Source organism: Pseudomonas gebzensis, assembly GCF_034427815.1.
Classification (GTDB): domain Bacteria; phylum Pseudomonadota; class Gammaproteobacteria; order Pseudomonadales; family Pseudomonadaceae; genus Aquipseudomonas.
Genome location: NZ_JAXQNS010000012.1, coordinates 59,148 through 84,280, shown reverse-complemented (window position 1 = coordinate 84,280; position 25,133 = coordinate 59,148). Strand labels below are relative to the sequence as shown.

Genomic DNA, 25,133 nt, shown 5'->3' with positions numbered 1-25,133 from the left:
TCTACCTCAGTTTCAGAGTGGCAAGACCGATCAGCACCAAAATCACGGTGATGATCCAGAAGCGGACGATGACCCGCGGCTCAGGCCAGCCTTTCAATTCAAAGTGGTGATGGATCGGCGCCATGCGGAACACGCGCTTGCCGGTCAGCTTGAAGCTGGCGACCTGGATCACCACCGACAGGGTCTCGACGACGAAGATCCCGCCCATGATGAACAGCACGATTTCCTGGCGCACGATCACGGCGATGGTGCCCAGGGCTGCGCCCAGCGCCAGCGCGCCGACGTCGCCCATGAACACCTGGGCCGGATACGTGTTGAACCAGAGAAAGCCCAGCCCCGCCCCGATCAAGGCGCCACAGAACACGATCAACTCGCCCGACCCCGGTACATACGGAATCAGCAGGTATTCGGCGAACTTCACGTTGCCCGACAGGTAGCAGAAGATCCCCAGCGCACCACCCACCATGACAGTCGGCATGATCGCCAGACCATCGAGCCCATCGGTGAGGTTGACGGCGTTGCTGGAACCGACGATCACGAAGTAGGTGAGGACCACGAAGCCGATCCCCAGGGGAATGGTCACGTCCTTGAGAAACGGCACGATCAGCGTGGTTTCAACGCTGGTCGGCGCGGTTTTATAGAGAAAGATCGCAGCGCACAGACCAAACAGCGACTGCCAGAAGTACTTCCAGCGACTCGGCAAGCCCCGGGAGTTCTTCTCGATCACCTTGCGGTAGTCATCGACCCAGCCGATGGCCCCGAACAGCAGGGTGACGATCAGCACTACCCAGACGTAGCGATTGGAGAGGTCGGCCCAGAGCAAGGTGCTGATGCCAATGGCCGAGAGAATGAGCGCACCGCCCATGGTCGGCGTGCCGGACTTGGACAGGTGCGATTGCGGGCCGTCGTTACGCACGGCCTGACCGATCTGGCGGATCTGCAGAGTACGAATCATCCAGGGCCCGAGGCACAGCGACAGCGACAGCGCGGTCAGCACCCCGAGAATCCCGCGCAGGGACAGGTACTGAAAGACCGCGAAGCCTTTGTGGAACTGTTGCAGATACTCAGCCAACAGCAGCAGCATTAATGTTTCTCCCCGCTGGAACCACACAGTGCCGCCACGACGTTTTCCATCGCAGCGCTGCGCGAGCCCTTGATCAAGATAGTGGTGTTGCCGGTGGCCTGGCCGCGTACGGCCTCGATCAACTCGGCTTGAGAAGCGAAGTGGTGGCCATTTCGGCCATAGGCGTCGACGGCATGCGCCATCTGGGCACCCACCGCATACAAGGCATCGACCTTGCCGCGGGCGTATTCACCGACCTGTCGGTGACCTTCCTCGGCCCATTGCCCCAATTCGCCGATATCTCCGAGCACCAGGACAGTGCGGCCGGAAAAGCCGGCGAGTATATCAATGGCTGCGCACATGGAGGTGGGATTTGCGTTGTACGTGTCATCGATCACGCGGGCACCGCCAGGCGCGAGTTGCGCGACCGTCCGACCCTTGACCGGCTGCACGGCATTCAGGCCGATGGCGATGTGTTCCAGGTCCACGCCCATGGCAAACGCCGCCGCCGCCGCCGCCAGCGCATTGCTGACGTTGTGCGTCCCCAGCAGGTTCAGTTGCACCGTGGCGCTGCCTTGCGCGCTGTGCAGCGTGAACGACGGACAGCCCCGTGCATCACGGTCGATGTTGCTGGCATGGAGGTCGGCCTGCGGGTTGCTCAGGGCAAAGCTGACCACCCGATGCGAACCGGCCCGAGCGTGCCAGATCGGGTAGGCCTTGTCGTCCAGGTTGAGGATGGCAGTGCCCCCCTCGCCCAGGCCTTCGAGAATTTCGCCCTTGGCTTCGACGATTTTTTCCGGGCCGCCAAACTCGCCCACATGGGCGGTGCCGGCGTTATTCAGGATCACCACCTGAGGCTGCGTGAGCCCTACGGTGTAGCGAATTTCACCCAGGCGCGAAGCGCCCAACTCGATGACTGCGGCGCTGTGCTGCGGCGCGATTTCGAGCAGCGTCAAGGGCGCGCCGAGGTCGTTGTTGAGGTTGCCACGGGTGGCCAGCACGTCGCCGCGCGTGCGCAGGATGCTGGCCAGCATCTCCTTCACCGTGGTCTTGCCGCTGGAGCCAGTGATGGCGGCCACCGGCTGGGTAAACGCCGCCCGGTTCAACGCGCCCAACTGACCCAAGGCCTGACGGCAATCGGCGACGCGCAGCTGCGGCAGATCGATGCCTGGCACCTCGCGCTCCACCAGCGCTGCAACAGCGCCTTTGGCCTGCACATCAGCCAGGTAGTCATGGCCATCGAAACGCGGTCCGCTGAGGGCAACGAACAACTGACCCGGACCGACCGAACGGCTGTCGATGCTGACACCGTCAAAGCGCGCATCGGCGCCCAGCAGAGACGCCTGCAGCGGCTCGATCAACTGGCTGAGGCTCATGGCTTCAAGCATGGGGCTTCTCCCAGGCGGCCAAGGCCTTTTCGGCTTCGATCAGATCGGAAAAAGCGTGGCGCTCGCCCGCGATTTCCTGGTAATCCTCGTGCCCCTTGCCCGCCAGCACTACCACGTCATCGACGCCGGCCGAGGCGATCAAGTGAGCGATTGCGGCGCCGCGACCCGCAATGAATTCGCCCCCCTCACCCGTGAAACCCGGGCGGATATCATCGAAGATACGCGAAGGCTGTTCGCTACGCGGGTTGTCATCGGTGACCACCACGCGGTCAGCCAGATGCTCGGCCACCTGGGCCATGAGCGGGCGTTTGCCACGGTCGCGGTCCCCGCCGCAGCCGAACAGGCACAGGAGCCTGCCATGTGCATGCGGGCGCAGAGCGGTCAGCACTTTGTCCAGCGCATCCGGCGTGTGCGCGTAATCGATCACGACCAGCGGCTTGTCCCCACCCCCCAGGCGCTGCATGCGGCCGACCGGGCCGTGCACGTGCGCGATCACCTTGAGAATTTCATCCAGCGCATAGTCCATGGCCAGCAGCGTGGCAACGGCAGCCAACGTGTTGCTGAGGTTGAAACGGCCCAGCAGTTGGCTGCGCAACGTGCGCTCGCCCTGCGCCGTCACCAGTGTGGCGCGCACGCCGTCGTCGCCAAAACTCGCTTGGCGGCAGTACAGCGAAGCGTCGGCGTTTTCCAGGCTGTAGCTGATCAATCGCGTTTCGCTGAAGTCGCTGTCGGGACGACGGGCGAAATCGGCGGCCAGGCGCCGACCGAACTCATCGTCCAGATTCACCACCTGGCAGCGCAGGCCCGGCCACGCGAAGAGCTTGGCCTTGGCCGCCTCATAGGCTTGCATGCTGCCGTGGTAGTCGAGGTGATCACGGGACAGGTTGGTCATGACGGCGATGTCGAAGGCCAGCGCAGCCACACGGCCTTGATCGAGTGCGTGCGACGACACTTCCATGGCCACCGCCCGGGCACCGGCCTTTTTCAGGTCATTGAGGGTCGACTGCACGGCGATCGGGTCTGGTGTTGTCAGGCGACCGCTCTGCAGGTCACCGTAGAAGCCGGTACCCAAGGTGCCAATCAGACCGCAGCGCTGGCCGAGCAGGTCAAGGGCCTGGGCCACCAGTTGCGTCACGCTGGTCTTGCCATTGGTACCGGTCACACCGACCAGTACCAACTGGCGGCTGGGCTCGCCATAGAAGCGCCCAGCGATGTCGGACAGCTGGGCAATCAGCCCCTTGACCGGAATCAGCGGCACATCGGTCAGCGGCAGCACCACAGTGCCCTGCTCTTCATAGGCCACGGCGGCGGCGCCTTGCTTCAGGGCGTCGGCGATGTGCGCGCGTCCATCGAGCTTGGCACCAGGCACAGCAAGGAACAGGTCGCCAGGGCGGACCTGCCGGCTGTCGAGCGTCAGCTCGCGGATCAGTGGGTCGCGGCTGGCGTGGGCGAACAGCTTGGTCAATGGCATCGTCATCATCCACGCCCTCCTTTAGCGGGTACTGAACTGGCTTGTTGCGGATCGCTAGGCGCAGGCAGGTTGTCTGGCGGCACGTTCATCAGGCGCAACGTTCCGGACATGACCTTGCTGAACACCGGCGCCGATACCAGGCCGCCGAAATAGCCGGCTTTGCTCGGTTCGTCGATGACCACCACGATGGCGTAGCGCGGATCGCTCATCGGCCCGAAACCGGCGAACAGCGAGCGGTAGGCGTTCTCGGTGTAGCCCTTGGAGCCCACGGTTGCCTTACGCGCAGTGCCTGACTTACCCGCCACGTGGTAGAACGGCACCTGGGCGCGGAACACGCCGCGTGGCGCTTCGATGACCTGCTGAAGCATGCCCTGGACGGTTTCGGCGATGTCCTTGGGCAAGACCTGGGAAGACTCCGGCTCTTTATCCAGCTTGAGGATCGACAGCGGTACCATCTTGCCGTCGTTGGCCAGCGCTGCGTAGGCATGCACCAGTTGCAGGGCCGTGACCGACACGCCATAGCCGTACGACAGCGTGGCGGTCTCGGCCTTGCGCCACTCGCGGTGGTTGGGCAGATTGCCGACCCGCTCGCCTGGGAAGCCGAGGCCTGTGTACTGGCCGAGGCCCAACTGGGCCATGACGCGATAAATGGCTTCACCGCCGATGTCGAAGGCGATCTTGCTCATGCCGACGTTACTGGAGTTGATCAGGATGCCGGTCAGGTCGAGGATCGGCCCTTCGCTTCTGGACACGTCCTTGATGGTGTAACGACCGATCTGCAAGCTCCCGGGGTACACCTCCACTTTGTCGGTCGGCTTCCAGCGCCCGCTTTGCAGCGCCGCGCTCATCGACAGCGGCTTGACCGTCGAGCCTGGCTCGAACACGTCGATGATCGCCCGGTTGCGCATGGCGGCGGGGAACATGCTGCGGCGGTTGTTCGGGTTGTAGGTGGGCTGGTTGACCATGGCCAGCACTTCACCGGTCTTGACGTCCATGATCACCAGGCTGCCCGCCTTGGCTTCCTGCTCGGCAATGGCGTTGCGCAATTCGCGGGTTGCGAGGTATTGCAGGCGCAGATCGATCGACAAAGCCAGGGTCTTTCCGGCCTTGGCATTCTTGGTGACCTGAATGTCCTTGATCAGCCGGCCACGCCGGTCCTTGATCACCTGGCGCTTGCCCGGCACACCGGCCAGCCATTCGTCATAGGCGAGCTCTACCCCTTCACGACCATGGTCGTCGAGGTCCGTGAAGCCGACCATGTGTGCGGTCACATCGCCTGCGGGATAGAAACGGCGGAACTCTTCCAGGCCATAGACGCCCGGCACTTTCAGGTCGAGTACCTGCTGGCCCTGCTCGGGGGTAAGGCCGCGTACCAGATAGATGAATTCCTTGCTGGCCTGCTGAGTGAGGCGCTCGGTCAGTTGCTGCGGGTTCTGCCCCAGCACTGCCGCCAATTGCGGCCAGCGGTCCTTGTAGGCCTGCATTTCCTTGGGGTTTGCCCACAGGGTGGTGACAGGGGTACTGACGGCCAGCGGTTCACCGTTGCGGTCGGTGATCAGGCCACGGTGAGCGGGAATGGGAATGTGCCGCAGGCTACGGGCATCGCCCTGACCTTTGAGGAAGTCTCGATCGACCACCTGCAGGTCGATGATGCGCCAGCAAATGGCACCTACCATCAGGGCCAGCAAGCCGATGACCACGCGGAATCGCCAGGGGTAGAGCGCACCTTCGAGTTTCATCATGGCGCGATCATCCGGACTTCATCGGCGGCGGGCACACGCATTTTCAGCTGCTCGCTGGCGAGGTTCTCGATACGGCTGTGGGCGGTCCAGGTGCTCTGCTCAAGGATCAGACGGCCCCACTCGGCTTGCGCCTTGTCGCGGTCGCTCAGCTCCCCGTACAGGGTATTGAGCAACTGACGATTCCAATGCGCGCTATAGGCCACGGCGATGGCCGAAACCAGCACACCAATGAACAACAAGAGCATCAGAAAGCTTCCGCCAGGCAGCGGTTTGGCGAAGAGCTTGCTCACCGCAACTTCTCCGCAACGCGCATCACAGCACTGCGCGAACGCGGGTTGGCCTTGAGCTCGGCCTCGGAGGCGAATTGAGCTTTACCGATCAGGCGCACGCGCGGATCGAAGGCCTTGTACTGTACGGGCAGATTGCGCGGCAAGTTGTCGGCCTCGCCCTTGGCCAGCTTGCGCATGAACAGCTTGACGATGCGGTCTTCCAGCGAGTGGAAGCTGATGACGACAAGACGTCCGCCGATCTCCAGCGAATCGAAGGCCGCTTGCAGCCCTGCTTCGAGGTCGCCCAGCTCGTTGTTGACGTGGATGCGCAACCCCTGGAAGGCGCGTGTGGCCGGGTTCTTGCCTTTTTCCCAGGCTGGGTTGGCGACTTTCAGCACTTCGGCGAGGTCTGCGGTGCGCGTGAATGGCTGTTCTTCGCGGCGCTGCACCACGGCTCTGGCCATGCGCCGAGCAAATCGCTCTTCCCCGTATTCCTTGAAGACGCGGGCAATCTCTTCTTCGCTGGCACTGGCGATGAACTCGGCGGCGCTGAAACCCTGCCCGGGATTCATGCGCATGTCCAAGGGGCCGTCATGGAGGAAGCTGAAACCGCGCTCGGGGTCATCGAGCTGTGGCGACGAGACACCCAGGTCGAGCAGCACTCCCGCCACCTTGCCTGCGAGGCCCTGGGTGGCGATCTCGTCGGCCATCTCGGCGAAGCTGCGCTGCACAATGACGAAGCGGCCATCTTCGGCCGCCAGCGCTTGTCCCGTGGCAATGGCCAGTGGGTCCTTGTCGAAGCCCAGCAGCCGCCCCTGCGGCCCCAGCCTGCTCAGTACCAGACGGCTGTGTCCACCCCGACCGAACGTGCCATCGACGTAGCAACCTTCGTCGCGCAGGCCCAGTGCCTCGACAGCTTCGTCGAGCAGCACGGTGATGTGGTTGAAGCCGCTATCTATAGTCACAGGATCAGGTCACGCAAATCGTCGGGCATGGCGCCCGGTTGTTGAATAGCTGCGAGATCGGCTGCCGAAACGTCGTTCCAGGCTTGCTCTTCCCACAACTGGAATTTGTTCAGTTGCCCTACCAGCATCGTTTTCTTGTCGAGCCGGGCGTACTCACGCAGCCGCGGGGGCACCAGAAATCGCCCGCTTGCGTCCAGCTCCAGATCGACCGCATTGCCGATCAGCAAACGCTGAAGGCGACGGTTCTCTTCACGCAATGACGGCAATGCGCGCAACTTGGCTTCTATCTGTTCCCATTCATCCAGTGGGTAGACGCACAGGCAAGGGTCTGCAGCGTCGATGGTGATGATCAATTGCCCATTACAACGCGAATCCAACTCGTCACGGTACCGACTCGGCATGGCGAGCCTGCCCTTGGCATCAAGGCTGACGGCATTGGCTCCGCGAAACACGGTGGCGATCCCTCTGATTTTTGGCTAGATGATGGCAAAAAACCCACTTTCTCCCACTTTTCGCCACTTGCGCACACTATAGGAATCCGTCCGCTGCACCGTCAAGGCACGTTCATACGGAAAACCCTTAGAGCAAGGCGATTTAGCGCACAAAAAGAAGAGGGAAGAACAACCTGGGGAACTCCAGAAATGCAAAATCGCGGCGAACTCAACGACCTACGCCCGTGAGTTAAAGTGATTTATGAGGAGTAAGATTTTTTCGGTATTACCAAATGGGATCTGCTATCGATCGAGAGCAGGAAAAGAAGGTGGAGAGTCGGTCTGTAAGCCGGGTTCTGTCGAGGACAGTCATTCCTCTACGACGGCCATCACTGGACGCCTTTAGCAACCTACCCGGTTCCAACGCGGGCCGCGCCATATGGAACCCTATTTGGTCTTGCTCCGAGTGGGGTTTACCTAGCCACGAACTGTTGCCAGACGTGCGGTGCGCTCTTACCGCACCTTTTCACCCTTACCGGTACCGAAGTACTTAGGCGGTTATTTTCTGTGGCACTTTCCGTAGGCTCACGCCTCCCAGGGGTTACCTGGCACTCTGCCCTATGGAGCCCGGACTTTCCTCCCCCCTCTTTTGCGGAACAAAAGAAGGCAGCGACTGTCCAACCGACTCTCCGCCGACAAGGTTACCGATAGCGCGCGCTCATAACAAGTAACATATCGAGCGATGCGATTTTGCCGCTACTTGTCCTTCTGCAGCTCCAGCGCAAATTGATAAAGCACGTTCTTGCGCACGCCAGTGATTTCGGCGGCCAGCGCAGCGGCTCTTTTCAACGGCATTTCCGCGAGCAACAAGCCAAGCACCCGCTGCGCCTCGCCATCGACCTGCTCCCCCTCCTGCGGCGCTGCCCACCCGCCGATCAGCACCACACACTCGCCACGCTGCTGGTTGCTGTCCGCCGCCACGAATTCGCGCAGCGCGCCGAGCGGCAGGCTCTGAATGGTTTCGAAGGTCTTGCTGATCTCGCGCGCCAGCACTGCAGGCCGGTCATCCCCGAAAATCGCCTGCATGTCCTCAAGACACTCGAGAATCCGGTGCGGGGCTTCATAGAAGATCAGCGTGCGCGGCTCTTCCTTGACCTGCTCCAGGCGCGTGCGCCGCGCCACTGTCTTGGCGGGCAGAAAGCCTTCGAAGATGAAGCGATCCGATGGCAGGCCTGCGGCCGACAGCGCCGCGATCAGCGCGCAGGCACCTGGCACCGGCACCACCGCGATACCCGCCGCGCGCACCTGCCGCACCAGGTGATAACCCGGATCGGAGATCAGGGGCGTTCCGGCATCGGAGACCAGCGCGACATCATCGCCCGCCAGCAGTTTTTCGAGAAACCGCCCGCCCTCGCTGCGCTCGTTGTGCTCGTGGCACGCGGCCAGTGGCGTGCTGATGCCGAAGTGCTGCATCAGACGAATGGAGTGGCGGGTATCTTCGGCCGCAATCAGTGCCACATCAGCCAGCACCTTCAAAGCGCGCGCACTGATGTCATCGAGGTTGCCGATGGGCGTGGCGACCACATAGAGCGTGCCCGTCCCGGATTTCGTAGCCCCTGCCGCGTCTGTCACTGAATCCACCTGCTGATCTGAAACAAAGCGGCCATTGTAGCGCGAGCCTGCGCAACGTCACGCAACGAAGTTGGAACCCATCGCACCGCACACGACCTATATTGCAGCGTGTACGTCAGCGACATCGCGCCCCGGCCAGCGCTTGGGTACAATTGCCGCCCACCTCGACCAAGAAAACAGGACCCTTCCATGATCGCTTGCCTGCGGCTGTTTACAGCCCTCTGCCTTGCTGCCCTGCTCGCAGCTTGCGCCAGCTCGCCCTCATCCAGCCTGGGCGAACTGCCGCGCACGCCGGATGCCAGCATCGAGCAGCTGCTCGAGAAGGCTGCCGCCAGCAAGTCTGCCGAGGATGCCGCACTGCTGCGCCTGAGCGCTGCAGACCTCGCCTATCAGCAGAGGGACTACCCTCGCGCTACGGGCATCCTTGAACAAGTGCCTGTGGAGCCACTCAAGCCGGCGCAACAGATTTTTGCCAGCACCCTGGCCGCTGAACTGGCCATGAGCCGCAACCAGCCCAAGGCAGCGATCAAAGCCCTCGAACACCCAAGCCTGCAACACTTGGGCGAGTTGCCTGAAGCCCAACAGGTGCGCACCTACACTGTGCATACCGCAGCGTTCGAGGCCGATGGCCAGACCCTCGCCGCGGTCGAGCAACGGGTCCTGCTCGCACCACTGCTGAGCGGCCAGGCTGCAGACGCCAACCGCGATGCCCTCTGGAATCTGGTGGCGTCCTTGCCGGTCGAACAGCTGCAACCCACCACCAACGCAACCGTATCGGGCTGGACCAGCCTTGCCCTGGCAGTCAAGACAGCCGGCACGCTGGAACAGCAGCAGACGGCGATCGATACCTGGCGCAAACAACACGCGGATCACCCCGCCGCCGTTCAGCTGCCTGCGCCACTGCTCAAGCTCAAGGAACTGGCCAGCCAGCCACTGACCAAGATCGCTCTGCTGCTGCCCCAGGAAGGCCCTCTGGCGGGCGTGGCCAAGGCGCTACGCGATGGCTTCATGGCCGCGCATTTCCAGGCTCAGCAATCCGGCAAACCAGTGCCTGAAGTGCAAGTGTTCGACAGCTCACGCATGACCTCGCTCGACGACTTCTACCGTCAGGCCCAGGCAGCCGGCGCGCAACTGGTGATCGGCCCGCTGGAAAAGGCGCTGGTCAAGCAAATGGCAGGCTACCCACAACTGCCCATCACCACCCTTGCCCTGAACTATGCCGACGCCGGCCAGAAAGCCCCCGCACAGTTGTTCCAGTTCGGTTTGGCCGCTGAGGACGAAGCCCGTGAGGTGTCGCGCCGCGCCCACGCCGACGGCCTGACACGTGCCGTCGCCTTGGTGCCCAGTGGCGAGTGGGGTGACCGTGTGCTGGCAGCCTTCCGTCAGGATTGGGAAGGCAACGGCGGCACCTTGATGGCCGCCCAGCGCATCGCACAGCCCGTCGAGCTGGCCAAGCAGATCGCCGACCTCCTGCAATTGCGCCAGAGCGAAGGTCGCGCCCAGAGCCTGCAGAAGGCCGTGGGTGGCGATGTAGCGGCACAGCCCTCGCGCCGTCAGGACATCGATTTCATCTTCCTTGCCGCCACCCCCCAGCAGGCTCAGCAGATCAAGCCGACCCTGAACTTCCAGTACGCAGGCGACATTCCGGTATACGCCACCTCCAACCTCTACAGCGCCAGCGGTGATGTGAATCAGTACAACGACCTCACCGGCGTTCGCTTCTGTGAAACGCCGTGGCTGCTCGACACCAGCAACCCACTGCGCCAGCAAGTGGTCCAGCAATGGCCGCAAGCCGGCGGCAGCCTGGGCCGGCTGTACGCCATGGGCGTGGACGCCTATACCCTGGCACCGCGCCTTGGCCAATTGAAAGCCCTGCCTGACAACCGCATCGACGGCCTGTCCGGCAGCCTCAGCGTCAACGGCAACCAGCGCATCGAGCGCCAATTGCCGTGGGCCGAGTTCGTGGGCGGTCAGGTCAAACGCCTGCCAGATACGCCTCGCTGATGGCCACGGCATCGCCAACGCGCGCCGGCCAAGCTGCTGAAAGCCAAGCCCTTCGGCACCTTCAAGGGCAAGGTTTGCAGCTGGTCACGCGCAACTGGCGATGCCGGGGTGGTGAGCTTGATCTGGTCATGCTCGACGCCGATACAGTAGTATTCGTCGAAGTCCGCTACAGACTGCACGCCGGTTATGGTGGTGCTCTGGCCAGCATCGATGAACGCAAGCAACGAAAGCTCACACTCGCCGCCAGTCTGTTTCTGCAATCCGAACCCCGCTGGGCTGATCGGCCCTGCCGCTTCGACATCGTCGCGCTGCAAGGCAGCGGTCATGCCGGCCAGCCGCTCGAGTGGCTGAAAAACGCCTTCGACTGCTGAACCTGATCCGATTATTTGGCTCTATGCTTCGCGGGCGGGTCTTGGTTGCGCCCCGCGCTGGCTACCGCTCCTTTTAAGGTCTCACCCGATGGACATGCAATCCCGTATCTGCCGCCTCTTTCAGGCCAGCATCGACACCAAGCAACAGGCCATGGACGTCTTGGCGCCGCACATCGAACATGCCAGTCTGGTCATGGTCAATGCGCTGCTCAATGAGGGCAAGATGCTTGCCTGCGGTAATGGCGGCTCGGCAGGCGATGCCCAGCACTTCTCCTCTGAGCTGCTCAACCGCTTCGAGCGCGAGCGCCCAAGCCTGCCGGCCATCGCCCTGACCACTGACAGCTCCACCATCACGTCGATTGCCAACGACTACAGCTACAACGAAATCTTTTCCAAGCAGATCCGCGCACTGGGGCAACCCGGTGACGTACTGCTGGCCATCTCTACCAGCGGCAACTCGGCCAACGTGATCCAGGCTATTCAGGCCGCACATGACCGGGAAATGATTGTCGTAGCCTTGACCGGTCGCGATGGCGGCGGCATGGCTTCATTGCTGCTGCCGGAGGATGTGGAAATTCGCGTACCTTCCACGGTCACCGCGCGCATCCAGGAAGTCCACCTGCTGGCGATCCACTGCTTGTGCGACCTGATCGACAGCCAACTGTTCGGGAGTGAAGAATGATGTCCAAGCGTTTAGGCCTGATGGCCCTCACCCTGTGCCTGGGCCTCTCAGGCTGCAGCTCGATCGTGTCATCGTCACGCAATTCGCCGATTGATGATGATCGCGGCACGCGCACCATTGGCAGCAAGATCGACGACTCGCTGATCGAAACCAAGGTTGCGGTCAATATCGGCAAGGCCAGCCCCGACCTCGACAAGGGCTCGCACATTGTCGTCAGCAGCTACAACGGCATTGTGCTACTGGCCGGGCAAACGCCACGCGCCGAGCTCAAGGCGCTGGCCGAGCAAACCGCTGGCCAGGTGCAGCGGGTCAAGCGTGTGCACAACGAACTGCAGGTGATGCAGCCGTCCTCGATCCTGGCGCGCAACAACGATGCCTGGCTTACCACCAAGATCAAGACGCAGATGCTGACTGACGTGAACGTACCCAGCTCGCGCATCAAGGTGATCACCGAGAACGGCATTGTCTACCTGCTGGGCCTGGTGACCAACGGCGAGGCTGCATCGGCCACCAATGTCGTTCAGAGCGTTTCCGGCGTGCAGAAGATCGTCAAGCTGTTCGAGTACATCGACTGACCACGTGCGCCGCAACCCATGCACCCAGCGCTTTACAAAAAAAGGCGATCCAACCGGATCGCCTTTTTACTTACTTGACCACCTTCAGACTGGGTCGCCCAGTCGGCCGTGGCGGTTGCCCACCACCGTCGGGCGAGTCATCGTCGTCTGACCTGAACCCTTCGTCTTCCAGCAACTGATCATCGTCTTCTTCCATGGACGGCTCCAGCTCGAAGACCATCCCTTGGCCGTTTTCCCGGGCATAGATTCCGAGAAGGGCGCCAATTGGCACATACAAGCTGTGCGGGACGCCACCAAAGCGCCCCTCGAAACTGACCGCCTGGTTATCCATGTGCAGGTTGCGCACGGCGCTAGGCGAAACGTTGAGGACGATCTGACCATCACTGGCGAAACCATCCGGGACCTGAACCGCCGGGTATTCGGCGTTGACCAGCATATGGGGCGTGCAATCGTTGTCGACGATCCACTCGTACAGTGCTCTAACCAGATAGGGGCGACTGGAGTTCATCACCGGCTCCTTAAACTTTGCGCATTTCGCGTTCAACGGATGACAGGCTCGCCTGGAAGGACGGGCGAGCAAACTGCCGCTCCATGTAATCCAGCAGCGGCTTTGCTTGCCGCGGCAATTCGATGCCCATCATCGGCAAACGCCAGAGGATAGGCAGTAGACAACAATCGACGAGGCTTTGCTCCTCGCTCATGAAGCAGGAGAACTCGCCAAACAGCGCAGAGACCCCAGTGAGGCTTTCACGCAATGCCTTGCGCGCTTCGCCGCTGACGGCCGCCGTGCTCCGCGGATCCAGCACGGTATCGGCCAGCGCGCACCAGTCGCGCTGGATACGATGCATCAATAACCGGCTATTGCCGCGCGCCACCGGATAGACCGGCATCAACGGCGGATGTGGGTAGCGCTCATCGAGGTACTCTATTACCACGCTCGGCTCATACAGCGCCAGGTCACGATCTACTAGGGTCGGGACCGTGCCGTAGGGATTCACCTCGACCAGCTTGGGCGGCGGATGCGCAGCATCGACGTCGATGACCTGTACGGTGACACCCTTCTCGGCAAGCACCAGGCGCACGCGATGAGAGTAAGGGTCAGCGGGGTCGGAATAGCAGGCCAACCTGTTGGTGACGCCCATGAAATGACTCCTCGCATATCAATGCGTATAAAACCGTAAACGCAAACGCGCCCCGAGGCGGCACTGGACATAGTGCCAGGCCGCCTCGGGGCGCGTTCAATTCCCCGCTATGACTGCGTGATCAGTGCACGTCCTTCCAGTATTCGCGCTTGAGCAAGTAGGCAAATACGAAGAAGAAAGCCAGGTACAGCAACACATAGGTGCCAATACGCTGGCTCTCCAGCTTGACCGGGTTGGCCGAATAAGCCAGGAAGGTCACCAGATTCTTGACCTTCTCGTCGAACTGCTCGGCCGTAAGGGTACCGGAATTCGGCTCAACGGTCAGCTGATCGCACGCTTCATGGGTCAATGGGCTACCCGTCAATGGGTCGAACTGCTTCTTGCCGTCGACCTCGGTCTGCACCTGTTTGCAACCAATCACCTGGTTACCTTGCAGACCGACCAGCACGTTTGGCATGCCTACGTTCGGGAATACCTTGTTGTTCACGCCATAGGGTCGCGATGGATCTGCGTAGAAACTGCGCAGGTAGCTGTACAACCACTCTTCCCCACGTACCCGAGCGACCAGGGTCAGATCAGGCGGCGCAGCGCCAAACCAGGTCTTGGCATCTTGGGCCTGCATGCCGATCTTCATGTGGTCGCCAATCTTCGCCCCTGTGAACACCAGGTTCTGCAGCATGACATCGTGCGGAATATCCAGGTCATCAGCCACGCGCTCATAACGCTGGAACTTGGCACTGTGGCAGCCCATGCAGTAGTTGGTGAACGTACGCGCACCATCTTGCAGGGCTGCTTTGTCGGTCAGGTCGATATCGACCTTGTCCAGCGCAACGCCATGCTCGGCAGCCCAGGTAAACAACGGCATCATTGCCAGCAGCAGTACAGCAATCAGCTTATTCATCAGCCAGTCACCCTTTCCGGAACCGGTTTGGTCTTTTCAAGCCGGGTATAAAACGGCATCAGCAGGAAGTAGGCGAAATACAGCACGGTGCAGACCTGCGAGAGCAACGTTCTGCCTGGGGTTGGCGCCAGTACGCCGAGCACGCCCAGAATCACGAAGGACACGCAGAACTCCAGCAGGAACACTTTGCTCAGCCAACCCTTGTAACGCATCGAGCGTACCGGGCTGCGATCCAGCCAGGGCAGCACGAACAGCACGGCGATCGCTGCACCCATGGCGATGACGCCCATCAGCTTGTCGGGCACCGCGCGCAAGATCGCGTAGAACGGTGTGAAGTACCAGACTGGGGCAATATGCTCGGGTGTCTTGAAGGCGTTGGCCTGCTCGAAGTTGGGTTTTTCCAGGAAGTAGCCGCCCATTTCCGGAAAGAAGAACACGACCGAACAGAACACGAACAGGAAGACCACCACGCCGACGATGTCCTTGACGGTGTAGTAGGGATGGAATGGGATGCCGTCGAGGGGAATACCGTTTTCGTCCTTGTGCTTCTTGATGTCGATGCCGTCGGGGTTATTCGAGCCCACTTCGTGCAGCGCCAGGATATGCAGCACCACCAGACCCAGAATCACGATAGGCAATGCAACCACATGCAGTGCGAAGAAGCGGTTCAGGGTAATGCCGGAAATCAGGTAGTCACCGCGAATCCACTGGGTCAGGTCATCGCCGATCACCGGGATCGCGCCGAACAGCGAGATGATCACCTGCGCACCCCAGTAGGACATCTGCCCCCACGGCAACAGGTAGCCCATGAACGCTTCGGCCATCAGCGCCAGGTAGATCAGCATGCCGAACAGCCAGACCAGTTCGCGAGGCTTCTGGTAAGAGCCATAAAGCAGGCCGCGGAACATGTGCAGATACACCACGATAAAGAATGCCGATGCACCAGTGGCGTGCAGGTAACGCAGGATCCAGCCGTACTCCACATCGCGCATGATGTATTCCACCGACGCGAACGCTTCTTCGGCCGATGGGGTGAAACTCATGGTCAGCCACACGCCGGTGACGATCTGGTTGACCAGCACGAGCAAGGCCAGCGAGCCAAAGAAGTACAGGAAGTTGAAGTTCTTGGGCGCGTAGTACTTGCTCAGGTGGTCTTCGAACATCTTGGTCGCAGGGAAGCGCGCGTCGATCCACTCCATGAACTTGCTCATCATGCGTTCTCCTGATCGACGCCGATGACGATGATGTCGTCCGACTCATAAACATGCGGTGGCACGGGCAGATTGAGCGGCGCAGGCTGCGACTTGTACACGCGGCCGGCCATGTCGTAGTGCGAGCCGTGGCAAGGGCAGAAATAACCGCCGACCCACTTGGGCCCCAGGTCTACCGGTGCCACTTCAGGACGAAACGTCGGCGAGCACCCCAAGTGGGTGCACAGACCGACCAACACGAGAATTTCCGGCTTGATCGAGCGAACGTGCGGATCGACATAGGTGGGCTGAACCGACGCCTTGGACTCCGGATCAGACAGGTCACCGACAACTTTCTTGAGATTGCCGAGGATCTCTTCGGTGCGCCGCACGATGAATACCGGCTGCCCGCGCCACTCGGCGACCATCTGCTGGCCAGGCTCGACCTTGGCGATATTGACCTTCACCGGCGCGCCTGCAGCTTTCGCCTTGGCACTGGGGAACCACGACCCCACGAACGGTACTGCAGCGCCCACTGCCCCCGCTGCACCCACCACTGATGTGGCAGCTACAAGGAAGCGGCGCCGCCCTGCGTTGACGCCGTCATTACTCATTCAGTCCTCTCCCCATCAGCGGTCATGACCTGTTTGAACAGGCATCTATTTAGATAATGTCTGTGGCACCAAAATTTGGCCGCCATGGTAAGAAACAAATCCACACAGTGACAAGGTGATTAGCCGCCTGGCGGCTGCAACCCTCGCATTGCTTGATCTGCGTCTATAAGGAGATGGGCCGCGAGCTTGCTGAGAGGCTAGTAGACGGGCAAAAAAAAACCCGATTCCAAGGAATCGGGTTTTTCTCGACTGCCGAAGCGCGATTAACGCTTGGAGTACTGAGGACGCTTACGCGCTTTACGCAGACCCACTTTCTTACGCTCGACTTCACGAGCATCGCGGGTAACGTAGCCAGCGTGGCGCAGGGCCGGACGCAGGGCTTCGTCGTATTCCATCAGAGCGCGGGTGATGCCGTGGCGAATTGCACCGGCTTGACCGCTGACACCACCACCAGCAACGGTGACGTAGATGTCGAACTTCTCAAGGTTCTCGGTCAGTTCCAGCGGCTGGCGAACAACCATGCGAGCGGTTTCGCGGCCGAAGAACGTGTCCAGAGGACGATTGTTGATGGAGATGTTGCCAGTACCTGGACGCAGGAACACGCGAGCGGTTGCGGTCTTGCGACGGCCAGTGCCGTAATTTTGAGTCGCCGACATAATGTACTATCCCGTTAGATCTTCAGTTCTTGAGGCTGCTGTGCAGTGTGTGGGTGAGCAGCACCCGCGTACACTTTCAGCTTGCGGTACATGTCGCGGCCCAGCGGGTTCTTAGGCAGCATGCCCTTGACCGCGGTCTCGATCACGCGCTCGGGGGCCTTGGCGATCAACTTCTCGAAGTTGATTTCCTTGATACCGCCCGGGAAGCCGGAGTGGGAGTAGTACATTTTGTCTGTAGCCTTGGCACCCGTAACACGTACCTGCTCGGCGTTGATGACGACAATGTAGTCGCCGGTGTCAACGTGAGGCGTGTACTCGGCCTTGTGCTTGCCACGCAGACGACGAGCGATTTCGGTGGACAGACGACCCAGGGTCTGGCCAGCGGCGTCGACGACGAACCAGTCGCGCGTTACTGTTTCCGGTTTAGCAGTAAAAGTTTTCATTCTCTAAAAGCCTCAGAGGCCGCCCAGCGAAAATTAAGACGGCGAATCTTACTGGTTAGTGCATCACTTGACAAGTCAAGCGCGCAGCCGCATACGGACGCTATAGGGGGCTCGGGTCGGCGCGTCCAGATTCGGCAAAGGTTTCTCGTACAACGCGGTGCATCACTTCCGCAGCGCACGAAGGCGCATAATTATCCAGATTTCCCGGAGAATTTCAACCCGCATCGCTCATCTATTCACATCAGGAGACATTGCCACATGGAATACCGCAAGCTGGGTCGTACCGACCTCACCGTCAGCGCCTTGTGCCTGGGCACCATGACATGGGGCGAGCAGAACAGCCAGGCCGAGGCTTTCGAGCAGATCGCCATGGCGCGCGAGCACGGGGTCAACTTCATCGACACCGCAGAGATGTACCCGGTCCCGCCTCGCCCGGAGACCTATGCCGCCACCGAACGAATCATCGGCAACTGGTTCCGCCAGCACGGCGATCGTGACGCCTGGACCCTGGCGAGCAAGGTCGCAGGGCCGGGTAACGGCATCAGCCATATCCGCGACGGGCAGCTCAAGCTCAACCGCCAGCACATCGTGGCGGCGCTCGACGCCAGCCTGCAGCGCTTGCAGACCACTCACATCGACCTCTACCAACTGCATTGGCCGGAACGCAGCACCAACTTCTTCGGCAAGCTGGGCTACCAGCACCTGTCCAACGACCTCTTCACGCCGATCGAGGAAACCCTGGAGGTACTGGACGAGCAGGTCCGCGCGGGCAAGATTCGCCACATCGGCCTGTCCAATGAAACGCCATGGGGCACCATGAAGTTCCTGCAACTGGCTGAAAGCCGGGGCTGGCCACGTGCCGTGTCGATCCAGAACCCCTACAACCTGCTCAACCGCAGCTTTGAAGTGGGCCTGGCGGAGGTGGCGATCCGCGAGCAATGCGGCCTGCTGGCCTATTCGCCGCTGGCCTTCGGCATGCTGTCGGGCAAGTACGAGCAGGGTGCGCGCCCCGAAGGCGCTCGCTTGACGCTGTTCAGCCGCTTCGCGCGCTACTCCAACCCGCAGACCGTCAGCGCCTGCAGCCGCTACGTCGAGCTGGCGCGCAAGCACGGCCTGGACCCCGTGCACATGGCCCTGGCGTTCGTCACTCAACAGCCGTTCGTGACCAGCAATATCATTGGCGCCACTACCCTCGAACAGCTCAAGAGCAACCTGGACAGCAGCGAAATTCGCCTTAGCGACGAACTGCTGGCTGCTATCGAAGCCATCCACCAGGACCAGCCCAACCCGGCACCCTGACCTTCCAGGCGGGCGCTGCGGCGCCCTTCCCTGCAGGCCCGTGCTAGACATGCCGGCAAAAAAATAAGACGATCCAGCCAGTGATTGACCACTTTCCCCTATAAGAATAACGACGATGACGCTCACTCCCTCCAGCGCGAACTTGCAGCGGGTCAGCATCCTGGCCACCGACCACGTGTTCGCCTCGACGCTGATGCAGGCCAAGGATTTCTTTCACCTGGCCAGCCTGCGCTATAGCAAGCAGCTGGGCCTGAACCAGCAGCCGATGTTCGACATCTGCCTGGTCAGCCCCGACGGCCAGCCCGTGGACAGTTTCAGCAAGGTACGGATTCCGGTCGACGGCGGCCTGAACGATGCCGACGTGATCATCCTCCCGGCGTTTTCCGGCGATTTCGACACCCTGCTGGCCCGCGCGCCGCAGGTCTTGCCCTGGCTGCGCGCGCAGCATGCGCGGGGGGCGGTGCTGTGTGGCGAGGCCAGCGGGGTGTTCTGGCTGGCCGAAGCCGGGCTGCTCGATGGCAAGGAAGCGACCACCTACTGGCGGTTCTTCAACATTTTTGCCGAACGCTTCGCCCGGGTGCGCTTGAATCAGGACAAGCACCTGACCGACGCCGACAACCTGTACTGCGCCGGCGGCACCACCTCGGCCTGCGACCTGTACATCTACCTGATCGAGCGTTTCTGCGGTGCCAATGTCGCCCAGGCCGTGGCGCGCGACATCCTCTATGAAGTGCAACGCAACTACACGCCGGGGCGAATGGGCTTCGGTGGACAGAAGCTGCACCAGGACCTAATCATCCTGCAGATCCAACACTGGCTCGAAGACCACTTCGCCGACAAGTTCCGCTTCGAGGACGTGGCCCGCAACCACGGCATGAGCATTCGCAACTTCATGCGCAGGTTCCAGGGCGCCACGGGCGACAAACCGCTGCACTACCTGCAGCGCCTGCGCATCGAAACCGCCAAGGGCCTGTTGTCGAGCACCCGCAAGAGCATCAAGACCATCAGTTACGAGGTGGGCTACGACGATGCGAGTTTCTTTGCGCGATTGTTCCGCCAGCACACCGAGCTGTCGCCCAACCAGTACCGCCAGCAGTTCATGCAGGACAGCGAGCGCTTGGCCTCGGCAAGCGCCTCTTGAGCGTGCAGCGCGCATAAAAAAACCGGACGAACGTCCGGTTCTTCATGGGGCGATGAACATGAAATGGTTCAGGGCTTGTGTGCGCGCGCCAAGAACTCGTGGGACTGCATTTCGAGCAGACGGCTCAGGGTGCGCTGGAACTCGAAGCTCAGCCGGCCCCCGGTATACAGGTCCTTGAGCTCGACCTCGGCAGAGATGATCAACTTGACGTTACGGTCGTAGAACTCATCGACCATGTTGATGAAGCGTCGAGCGATGTCATCGGTGGTGACGCTCATCTGCTCGACGTTGCTCAGCAGCACGGCGTGGAAGATCTTGCCCAGCTCGATGTAATCGTTCTGGCTGCGAGGCCCGTCGCACAATGCACGGAAGTCGAACCAGGCGACATCGTCACAGGTGCGCAACGCGTGGATTTCACGGTTCTCGATCATCAGCACATCGTTTTCCACCGCCCGCGTGCAATCGGGCGTCAACGCCTTGAAGCTCTGACGCAGGCTTTCCTGGGCGGCTTCGTTGAGCGGGTAATGGAACAGCTCGGCCTGCTCGAGGTGGCGCAGACGGTAGTCCACCCCGCTGTCGACGTTCACCACGTCGGTGTGCTGCTTGATCATGGCGATGGCAGGCAGGAACCGTGCGCGCTGCAGACCGTCCTTGTAGAGGCCGTCGGGCACGATGTTCGAGGTGGCCACCAGGGTGACGCCATTCTTGAACAGCTCTTCCATCAAGGTGCCCAGGATCATGGCGTCGGTGATGTCAGAGACGAAGAACTCGTCGAAGCAGATGACCCGCGCTTCGTCCGAGAAGCGCTTGGCGATGATCGTCAGCGGGTTCTTCTCGCCCTTGAGGGTCTTCATCTCTTCGTGCACGCGCTTCATGAAGCGGTGGAAGTGGGTGCGCGTCTTCTGCTGGAACGGCAGCGCTTCGAAGAAGGTGTCGACCAGGTAGGTTTTGCCGCGGCCGACGCCGCCCCAGAAATACAGACCCTTGACCGGTGTCTGCTCCTTGCGACCGAACAGCTTGCCGAACAGGCCCGGCTTGTTGTTCTGCGTCGCGATCAAGTCGTCATACAGCCGCTGCAGGTGACGCACTGCCGTTTCCTGCGCCGCGTCGTGGAAGAAGTCAGGGCGTTTGAGATCTGCTTGGTATCGTTCTAGAGGCGTCATAATTCGTTAGCAAGGCAACAAAACCGGGCCGTCACTGTAGCGACGGCCCCGGGCAATGGCAATGAGACTTGCGTCAATGTGCCTCAGTTCTCGACGGGCTTGAGCGCCGCGCGCAAGCGCTGGACCGCAGCGTCACGGGCGGCGGCGTCAGTGAACGACGGCCCTTGGGCGACCTGCTCACCGTTCAGCCACAGGCCAAAGCCCAGGCCTTCGACGCGCACGTCGGCGTCATCGCTCTGTTGCAGTTGCTTGCTGACGGCACCTGCACTCTTGCCATCGGCAAAGCGCTGCGACAGCAGCAGTTGCTCGCCATCGGCCGCCAGGAGGCGGAAGCGGAAGGTGCCGTCGTCTTCGCGGAAGCTGACAAAACGCGCGCTTTTAACTGCCTTCTTGCTGGTCTCGGTGGTGCTGGCGACGAGGGTGCGGAACGAACGCAGGCCGACCGCTTCGCGCAATTGCTCAAGGAACGGGGACGCGGTTTTGCGGGCCTTGACGGCGCCGGCAAGCAGGATGTCTTCCAGGTCTGCCGGGCGAGCGAGCAGTTGCTGGTAGCGCTCGCGGGGCGCGGCCAGTTGCTGGTCGAGCAGTTGGAACAGACGCTGCTTGGCCTCGCCCCAGCCCAGCCCTTGCAGCAGGTCGTCGCGCATGGCTTGGGCCTGCACTGGCGTGGAAAACGCCTGGTACAAGGTGAACAGGTGGGCGTTGTCCGGATCTTTCGCTTCGCCCGGGGCGCGCGAGTCGGTGACGATGCGCGAAATGGCGTCTTTCATGTCCTTGGCGCTGGAGAACAGCGGGATGGTGTTGTCGTAGCTCTTGGACATCTTGCGCCCGTCCAGGCCCGGCAACGTGGCGACGCTTTGCTCGATCACAGCTTCCGGCAGGGTGAAGAATTCCTTGCCCTGGCCGAACAGGTGGTTGAAGCGCTGGCCGATGTCGCGCGCCATTTCCACGTGCTGCACCTGATCACGGCCTACCGGCACGCGGTGGGCATTGAACATGAGGATGTCGGCGGCCATCAGTACCGGGTAGCTGAACAGCCCCATGCTTACGCCGGCGTCCGGGTCTTCACCGTGCTCGAGGTTCTTGTCGACCGAGGCCTTGTAGGCATGTGCCCGGTTGAGCAGGCCCTTGGCGGCAACGCAGGTCAGCAGCCAGGTGAGCTCGGGGATTTCCGGAATGTCGGACTGGCGGTAGAAGGTGACCTTGTCCGGGTCGAGGCCACCGGCGAGCCAGGTGGCAGCGATTTCCAGGCGCGAGCGCTGAATGCGCTGCGGGTCATCGCACTTGATCAGGGCGTGGTAGTCAGCCAGGAAATAGAACGAATCGACGCCGGGCTGCTGGCTGGCACGGATCGCCGGGCCGATGGCGCCGGCAAAGTTGCCCAGGTGCGGGGTGCCGGTGGTGGTGATGCCGGTAAGGATGCGCGTAGTCATGGGTGTTCGCTTGGTCAGGCTTGGCTCAGTTCGAGAGGCGCGGCAACAGCAGATCCTTCAGATCGGTCAGCTTGCCATGGAAGAAGTGTCCGCATTCTGCCACTTTCAGCAAGGCGTGGGGACGCGGCAGTGCGGCAGACCAATCGTAAACCAACCGGGGCTGCACGACTTCGTCGGCATCAGGCTGGATCACGGTAATCGGGCAGCGCTGTGGCAGGGGGAACTGCTCGGTCAGGCGCATCACCGCCGGGGCGATCATGAACAGTTGTGCCACTTCGATATCCGCCTGCTCCAGACGCCCCGCCAGGCTGGTGGCAACGAACCCTCCAAAGGAGAAGCCCATCAGCACCAGCGGCAGATGCGGGTGCTGCTTGCGCAGCCACTGCGCCGCAGCCTGGGCGTCGTCGACTTCGCCGGCGCCCATGTCATGGCTGCCGGCGCTTTGGCCGACGCCTCGGTAGTTGAAGCGCAGGGTGCTGTAGCCGGCGTCACGGGCGGTGCGTTGCAGGGTCGAGACCACCTTGTTGAGCATGGTGCCGCCCTGAACCGGGTTCGGGTGGCAGATCAGCACTACGCCGCGCGCGTCGGCGACGCTCAGGTGCAGGGCTTCGAGGGGGCCGACGGGACCGTCGATGACACAAGGGGTTTCGCGGACAAGCAAGGGACTACTCCGTGACCTGGGGAGGGGTCGATTCGTCTAGCGGATTGAATTCTGTTCTGAGATAGTTGCGATCGCTCGCGGTATACAGCGCAGGTCTGAGCCGTTAACGTAAAGCAAAGCCGTTTATAGAGGAAGGACTCGTGGAACTCTCGCTCCTTGTTTGGTTGTTGCCGACCCTGGCATTGGTGGTTGGCGTCGTCGCCGGCTTTGTTGCTGCACGCTTGCTGCCCAACGCAGCCCCCAGCAGTTCCCAGCGTCAACTGGATGATCTCCAGCAGCGCTTCGACAGTTATCAGAATGAAGTGGTAACGCATTTCAACAGCACCGCGACCCTGGTCACGCGCCTCACGCAGAGCTACCAGGACGTTCAAAATCACCTGGCCGAAGGTGCCGACCGCCTGGCACTCGACGACCTCACCCGCCAGCGCCTGCTTGCCGCGCTGCACGCCGAGGCGCCGCATCATCACCGCGACCGCCTGACCCCGCCGCGCGACAGCGCCGAAGTGCCACGCGACTACGCGCCCAAAGCGCCCAACTCGCCGGGCATGCTGGATGAAAGCTACGGCTTGAAACACTGATTTTGAACGAGGCCGCGCAAGCGGCCTTTTTCATGGCCGGCGCCCGGCCGTGGTCAGGCGCAGACTGCCAGCGCCTGCTTGAGATCGGCGATCAAGTCCTCGATGTCTTCCAACCCTACCGACAGCCGCACCAGACCTTCGGAAATGCCATGCGCCGCGCGTTCCTCGGGCGTGTAGCTGGAGTGGGTCATGCTTGCAGGGTGCTGCGCCAGCGACTCGGCATCACCCAGGCTGACCGCGCGGGTGAACAGCTGTAGCGCGTTCATGAAGCGTCGCCCGACTGCCAGGCCACCCTTCAACTCGAACGCCAGCATGCCACCGGGCAGGCGCATTTGCCGCTGAGCCAGCGTGTACTGAGCGAAGCTGGGCAGCCCGGGGTAATGGATCACGTCCACCAGAGGCTGCACCTGCAAAAACTGCGCAACGGCCTGGGCATTGCTGCAATGGCGATCCATGCGCAGGGTCAGGGTCTTGAGCCCGCGCATCAGCAAAGCGGCATCCGCCGCGCTGAGCACGGCGCCGGTCATGTCCTTGAGCCCCTGCAGACGAACCCTGTCGACCAGTGCCTTGCGCCCCACCACCAGGCCTGCGCTGAGGTCGCCATGCCCACTGAGGTACTTGGTCGCCGAATGCACGACCAGATCGGCACCCAGCTCCAGCGGGCGTTGCAGGTAAGGTGTGCAGTAGGTGTTATCGACCACGACCAGCACATCATGCATTCGGGCAATCCGCACCAGGGCCTGGATATCGATCAACTGCATGGTGGGGTTGGCCGGGGTTTCGAAGTAGAACAGCCGCGTGCGAGGGCTGATGGCCGCTTGCACCGCCAGGGTGTCGTTCAGATCGACATGGCGCACCGTGACGCCGAACTCACCGATGCCATGGTGCAGGAAAGCGAAGGTGCAGCCGTACAGCGTATGACCGACGATCACTTCATCGCCAGGGCGCAACAGGGTCCACAGCGTGGCGGTGATTGCACCCATGCCCGACGCCAGTGCGAGGCCGGCCTCACCGCCTTCGAGCGACGCCATGCGCGCTTCGAGCAAGGCCAAGGTCGGATTGGAGATACGGCTGTAGAAATACCCGTCAGCTTGCCCGGCGAAACACGCCGCGCCCTGCTCGACGGTCGGGAAGGCATAGGTCGTGGTCTGGTAGACAGGGGGCACCAGCGCGCCCTGATGGGATTGCGGGTCGTAGCCTAGATGGATGGCTCGCGTGTTGAACCCTTGGCGTTGGTCGGCGTCATGCATGGCATCGTGCCTCCGGTGGTTTGCTCAAAGCTTAGCCACTGCACCGGTGACACGTTGCCAATCCTCGCG

Annotated in this window: 26 protein-coding genes and 1 other RNA gene; 7 read left to right on the top strand and 20 right to left on the bottom strand. The window is 61.7% G+C overall.

Annotated elements, in window-relative coordinates:
• Position 1: 1 nt before the first annotated feature.
• The 9 genes from mraY to rsmI form a co-directional block, all read right to left on the bottom strand.
• Positions 2-1,084, bottom strand: coding sequence for a phospho-N-acetylmuramoyl-pentapeptide-transferase (mraY, locus tag SJI00_RS20225; RefSeq protein WP_322463445.1), 1,083 nt, complete (start codon positions 1,082-1,084; stop codon positions 2-4).
• Entirely contained in the window at positions 1,084-2,451 is a 1,368-nt protein-coding gene (locus SJI00_RS20220; protein WP_322463444.1) for a UDP-N-acetylmuramoyl-tripeptide--D-alanyl-D-alanine ligase, read from the bottom strand. Before SJI00_RS20220 ends, mraY begins: the two co-directional genes overlap by 1 nt.
• Positions 2,444-3,931 carry a UDP-N-acetylmuramoyl-L-alanyl-D-glutamate--2,6-diaminopimelate ligase gene (locus tag SJI00_RS20215; RefSeq protein WP_322463443.1) on the bottom strand — a complete coding sequence of 496 codons (1,488 nt, stop codon included), beginning with the start codon at positions 3,929-3,931 and terminating at the stop codon, positions 2,444-2,446. The genes SJI00_RS20220 and SJI00_RS20215 overlap by 8 nt, the downstream gene beginning before the upstream one ends.
• On the bottom strand, positions 3,928-5,661 hold the full coding sequence (locus SJI00_RS20210; protein WP_322463520.1) for a peptidoglycan D,D-transpeptidase FtsI family protein: 1,734 nt from the start codon (positions 5,659-5,661) through the stop codon (positions 3,928-3,930). Before SJI00_RS20210 ends, SJI00_RS20215 begins: the two co-directional genes overlap by 4 nt.
• Complete coding sequence (ftsL, locus tag SJI00_RS20205; RefSeq protein ID WP_312933082.1) at positions 5,661-5,954, bottom strand: cell division protein FtsL; 294 nt, start codon at positions 5,952-5,954, stop codon at positions 5,661-5,663. The genes SJI00_RS20210 and ftsL overlap by 1 nt, the downstream gene beginning before the upstream one ends.
• Positions 5,951-6,898: a 16S rRNA (cytosine(1402)-N(4))-methyltransferase RsmH gene (rsmH, locus tag SJI00_RS20200; protein WP_416221070.1), complete on the bottom strand. Its 948-nt coding sequence runs from the start codon at positions 6,896-6,898 to the stop codon at positions 5,951-5,953. Before rsmH ends, ftsL begins: the two co-directional genes overlap by 4 nt.
• Positions 6,895-7,350 (bottom strand): division/cell wall cluster transcriptional repressor MraZ, encoded by a 456-nt coding sequence (gene mraZ, locus SJI00_RS20195; RefSeq protein WP_322463442.1) that lies wholly within the window; start codon positions 7,348-7,350, stop codon positions 6,895-6,897. Before mraZ ends, rsmH begins: the two co-directional genes overlap by 4 nt.
• Before the next feature lie 308 nt (positions 7,351-7,658).
• An RNA gene (gene rnpB, locus SJI00_RS20190) (RNase P RNA component class A) lies at positions 7,659-8,018 on the bottom strand.
• 67 nt (positions 8,019-8,085) lie between these two features.
• Positions 8,086-8,961: a 16S rRNA (cytidine(1402)-2'-O)-methyltransferase gene (rsmI, locus tag SJI00_RS20185; RefSeq protein WP_322463441.1), complete on the bottom strand. Its 876-nt coding sequence runs from the start codon at positions 8,959-8,961 to the stop codon at positions 8,086-8,088.
• Positions 8,962-9,150: 189 nt separating this feature from the next.
• Between rsmI and SJI00_RS20180 the strand changes: the two genes are divergently transcribed.
• From SJI00_RS20180 to SJI00_RS20165, 4 genes are all read left to right on the top strand, one after another.
• Positions 9,151-10,965 (top strand): penicillin-binding protein activator, encoded by a 1,815-nt coding sequence (locus tag SJI00_RS20180; RefSeq protein WP_322463440.1) that lies wholly within the window; start codon positions 9,151-9,153, stop codon positions 10,963-10,965.
• Complete coding sequence (locus tag SJI00_RS20175; protein WP_322463439.1) at positions 10,965-11,336, top strand: YraN family protein; 372 nt, start codon at positions 10,965-10,967, stop codon at positions 11,334-11,336. The genes SJI00_RS20180 and SJI00_RS20175 overlap by 1 nt, the downstream gene beginning before the upstream one ends.
• Before the next feature lie 88 nt (positions 11,337-11,424).
• Positions 11,425-12,018: a phosphoheptose isomerase gene (locus tag SJI00_RS20170; protein WP_312933092.1), complete on the top strand. Its 594-nt coding sequence runs from the start codon at positions 11,425-11,427 to the stop codon at positions 12,016-12,018.
• A complete protein-coding gene (locus SJI00_RS20165) occupies positions 12,015-12,593 on the top strand; it encodes a BON domain-containing protein (RefSeq protein WP_322463438.1) in 579 nt (192 codons plus the stop codon). The genes SJI00_RS20170 and SJI00_RS20165 overlap by 4 nt, the downstream gene beginning before the upstream one ends.
• Before the next feature lie 70 nt (positions 12,594-12,663).
• On the opposite strand, the gene SJI00_RS20160 is transcribed toward SJI00_RS20165, so the two are convergent.
• The 7 genes from SJI00_RS20160 to rplM form a co-directional block, all read right to left on the bottom strand.
• Positions 12,664-13,101, bottom strand: a complete 438-nt coding sequence (locus SJI00_RS20160; protein ID WP_322463437.1) for a ClpXP protease specificity-enhancing factor — start codon at positions 13,099-13,101, stop codon at positions 12,664-12,666.
• A 10-nt stretch (positions 13,102-13,111) separates the two neighbouring features.
• Positions 13,112-13,735, bottom strand: coding sequence for a glutathione S-transferase N-terminal domain-containing protein (locus SJI00_RS20155; protein WP_322463436.1), 624 nt, complete (start codon positions 13,733-13,735; stop codon positions 13,112-13,114).
• A 121-nt stretch (positions 13,736-13,856) separates the two neighbouring features.
• On the bottom strand, positions 13,857-14,636 hold the full coding sequence (locus tag SJI00_RS20150) for a cytochrome c1 (protein ID WP_322463435.1): 780 nt from the start codon (positions 14,634-14,636) through the stop codon (positions 13,857-13,859).
• On the bottom strand, positions 14,636-15,847 hold the full coding sequence (locus SJI00_RS20145; protein WP_322463434.1) for a cytochrome b: 1,212 nt from the start codon (positions 15,845-15,847) through the stop codon (positions 14,636-14,638). The genes SJI00_RS20150 and SJI00_RS20145 overlap by 1 nt, the downstream gene beginning before the upstream one ends.
• On the bottom strand, positions 15,847-16,440 hold the full coding sequence (gene petA / locus SJI00_RS20140; RefSeq protein ID WP_322463433.1) for a ubiquinol-cytochrome c reductase iron-sulfur subunit: 594 nt from the start codon (positions 16,438-16,440) through the stop codon (positions 15,847-15,849). Before petA ends, SJI00_RS20145 begins: the two co-directional genes overlap by 1 nt.
• A 263-nt stretch (positions 16,441-16,703) precedes the next feature.
• Positions 16,704-17,096: a 30S ribosomal protein S9 gene (gene rpsI / locus SJI00_RS20135; protein ID WP_312935518.1), complete on the bottom strand. Its 393-nt coding sequence runs from the start codon at positions 17,094-17,096 to the stop codon at positions 16,704-16,706.
• A 14-nt stretch (positions 17,097-17,110) separates the two neighbouring features.
• Positions 17,111-17,539: a 50S ribosomal protein L13 gene (gene rplM / locus SJI00_RS20130; protein ID WP_312935517.1), complete on the bottom strand. Its 429-nt coding sequence runs from the start codon at positions 17,537-17,539 to the stop codon at positions 17,111-17,113.
• Between the two features lie 258 nt (positions 17,540-17,797).
• On the opposite strand from rplM, the gene SJI00_RS20125 reads away from it, so the two are divergent.
• Positions 17,798-18,838 carry an NADP(H)-dependent aldo-keto reductase gene (locus SJI00_RS20125; protein ID WP_322463432.1) on the top strand — a complete coding sequence of 347 codons (1,041 nt, stop codon included), beginning with the start codon at positions 17,798-17,800 and terminating at the stop codon, positions 18,836-18,838.
• A 217-nt stretch (positions 18,839-19,055) separates the two neighbouring features.
• On the top strand, positions 19,056-19,979 hold the full coding sequence (locus SJI00_RS20120) for a GlxA family transcriptional regulator (RefSeq protein WP_322463518.1): 924 nt from the start codon (positions 19,056-19,058) through the stop codon (positions 19,977-19,979).
• A gap of 68 nt (positions 19,980-20,047) precedes the next feature.
• Here the strand turns inward: SJI00_RS20120 and zapE are convergent, their stop codons facing one another.
• From zapE to SJI00_RS20105, 3 genes are all read right to left on the bottom strand, one after another.
• Entirely contained in the window at positions 20,048-21,142 is a 1,095-nt protein-coding gene (zapE, locus tag SJI00_RS20115) for a cell division protein ZapE (RefSeq protein WP_322463431.1), read from the bottom strand.
• A gap of 83 nt (positions 21,143-21,225) precedes the next feature.
• Positions 21,226-22,575, bottom strand: a complete 1,350-nt coding sequence (locus SJI00_RS20110) for a tryptophan--tRNA ligase (protein ID WP_322463430.1) — start codon at positions 22,573-22,575, stop codon at positions 21,226-21,228.
• Between the two features lie 25 nt (positions 22,576-22,600).
• Positions 22,601-23,236, bottom strand: a complete 636-nt coding sequence (locus SJI00_RS20105; protein ID WP_322463429.1) for an alpha/beta hydrolase — start codon at positions 23,234-23,236, stop codon at positions 22,601-22,603.
• Positions 23,237-23,376: 140 nt separating this feature from the next.
• Here SJI00_RS20105 and SJI00_RS20100 point away from each other — a divergent pair, with 140 nt between their 5' ends.
• The gene (locus SJI00_RS20100; protein ID WP_322463428.1) at positions 23,377-23,814 is read left to right on the top strand and encodes a Z-ring associated ZapG family protein; all 438 of its coding nucleotides are present in this window, start codon (positions 23,377-23,379) and stop codon (positions 23,812-23,814) included.
• 53 nt (positions 23,815-23,867) lie between these two features.
• On the opposite strand, the gene SJI00_RS20095 is transcribed toward SJI00_RS20100, so the two are convergent.
• On the bottom strand, positions 23,868-25,064 hold the full coding sequence (locus SJI00_RS20095) for a methionine gamma-lyase (RefSeq protein WP_322463427.1): 1,197 nt from the start codon (positions 25,062-25,064) through the stop codon (positions 23,868-23,870).
• Positions 25,065-25,133 lie beyond the last annotated feature (69 nt).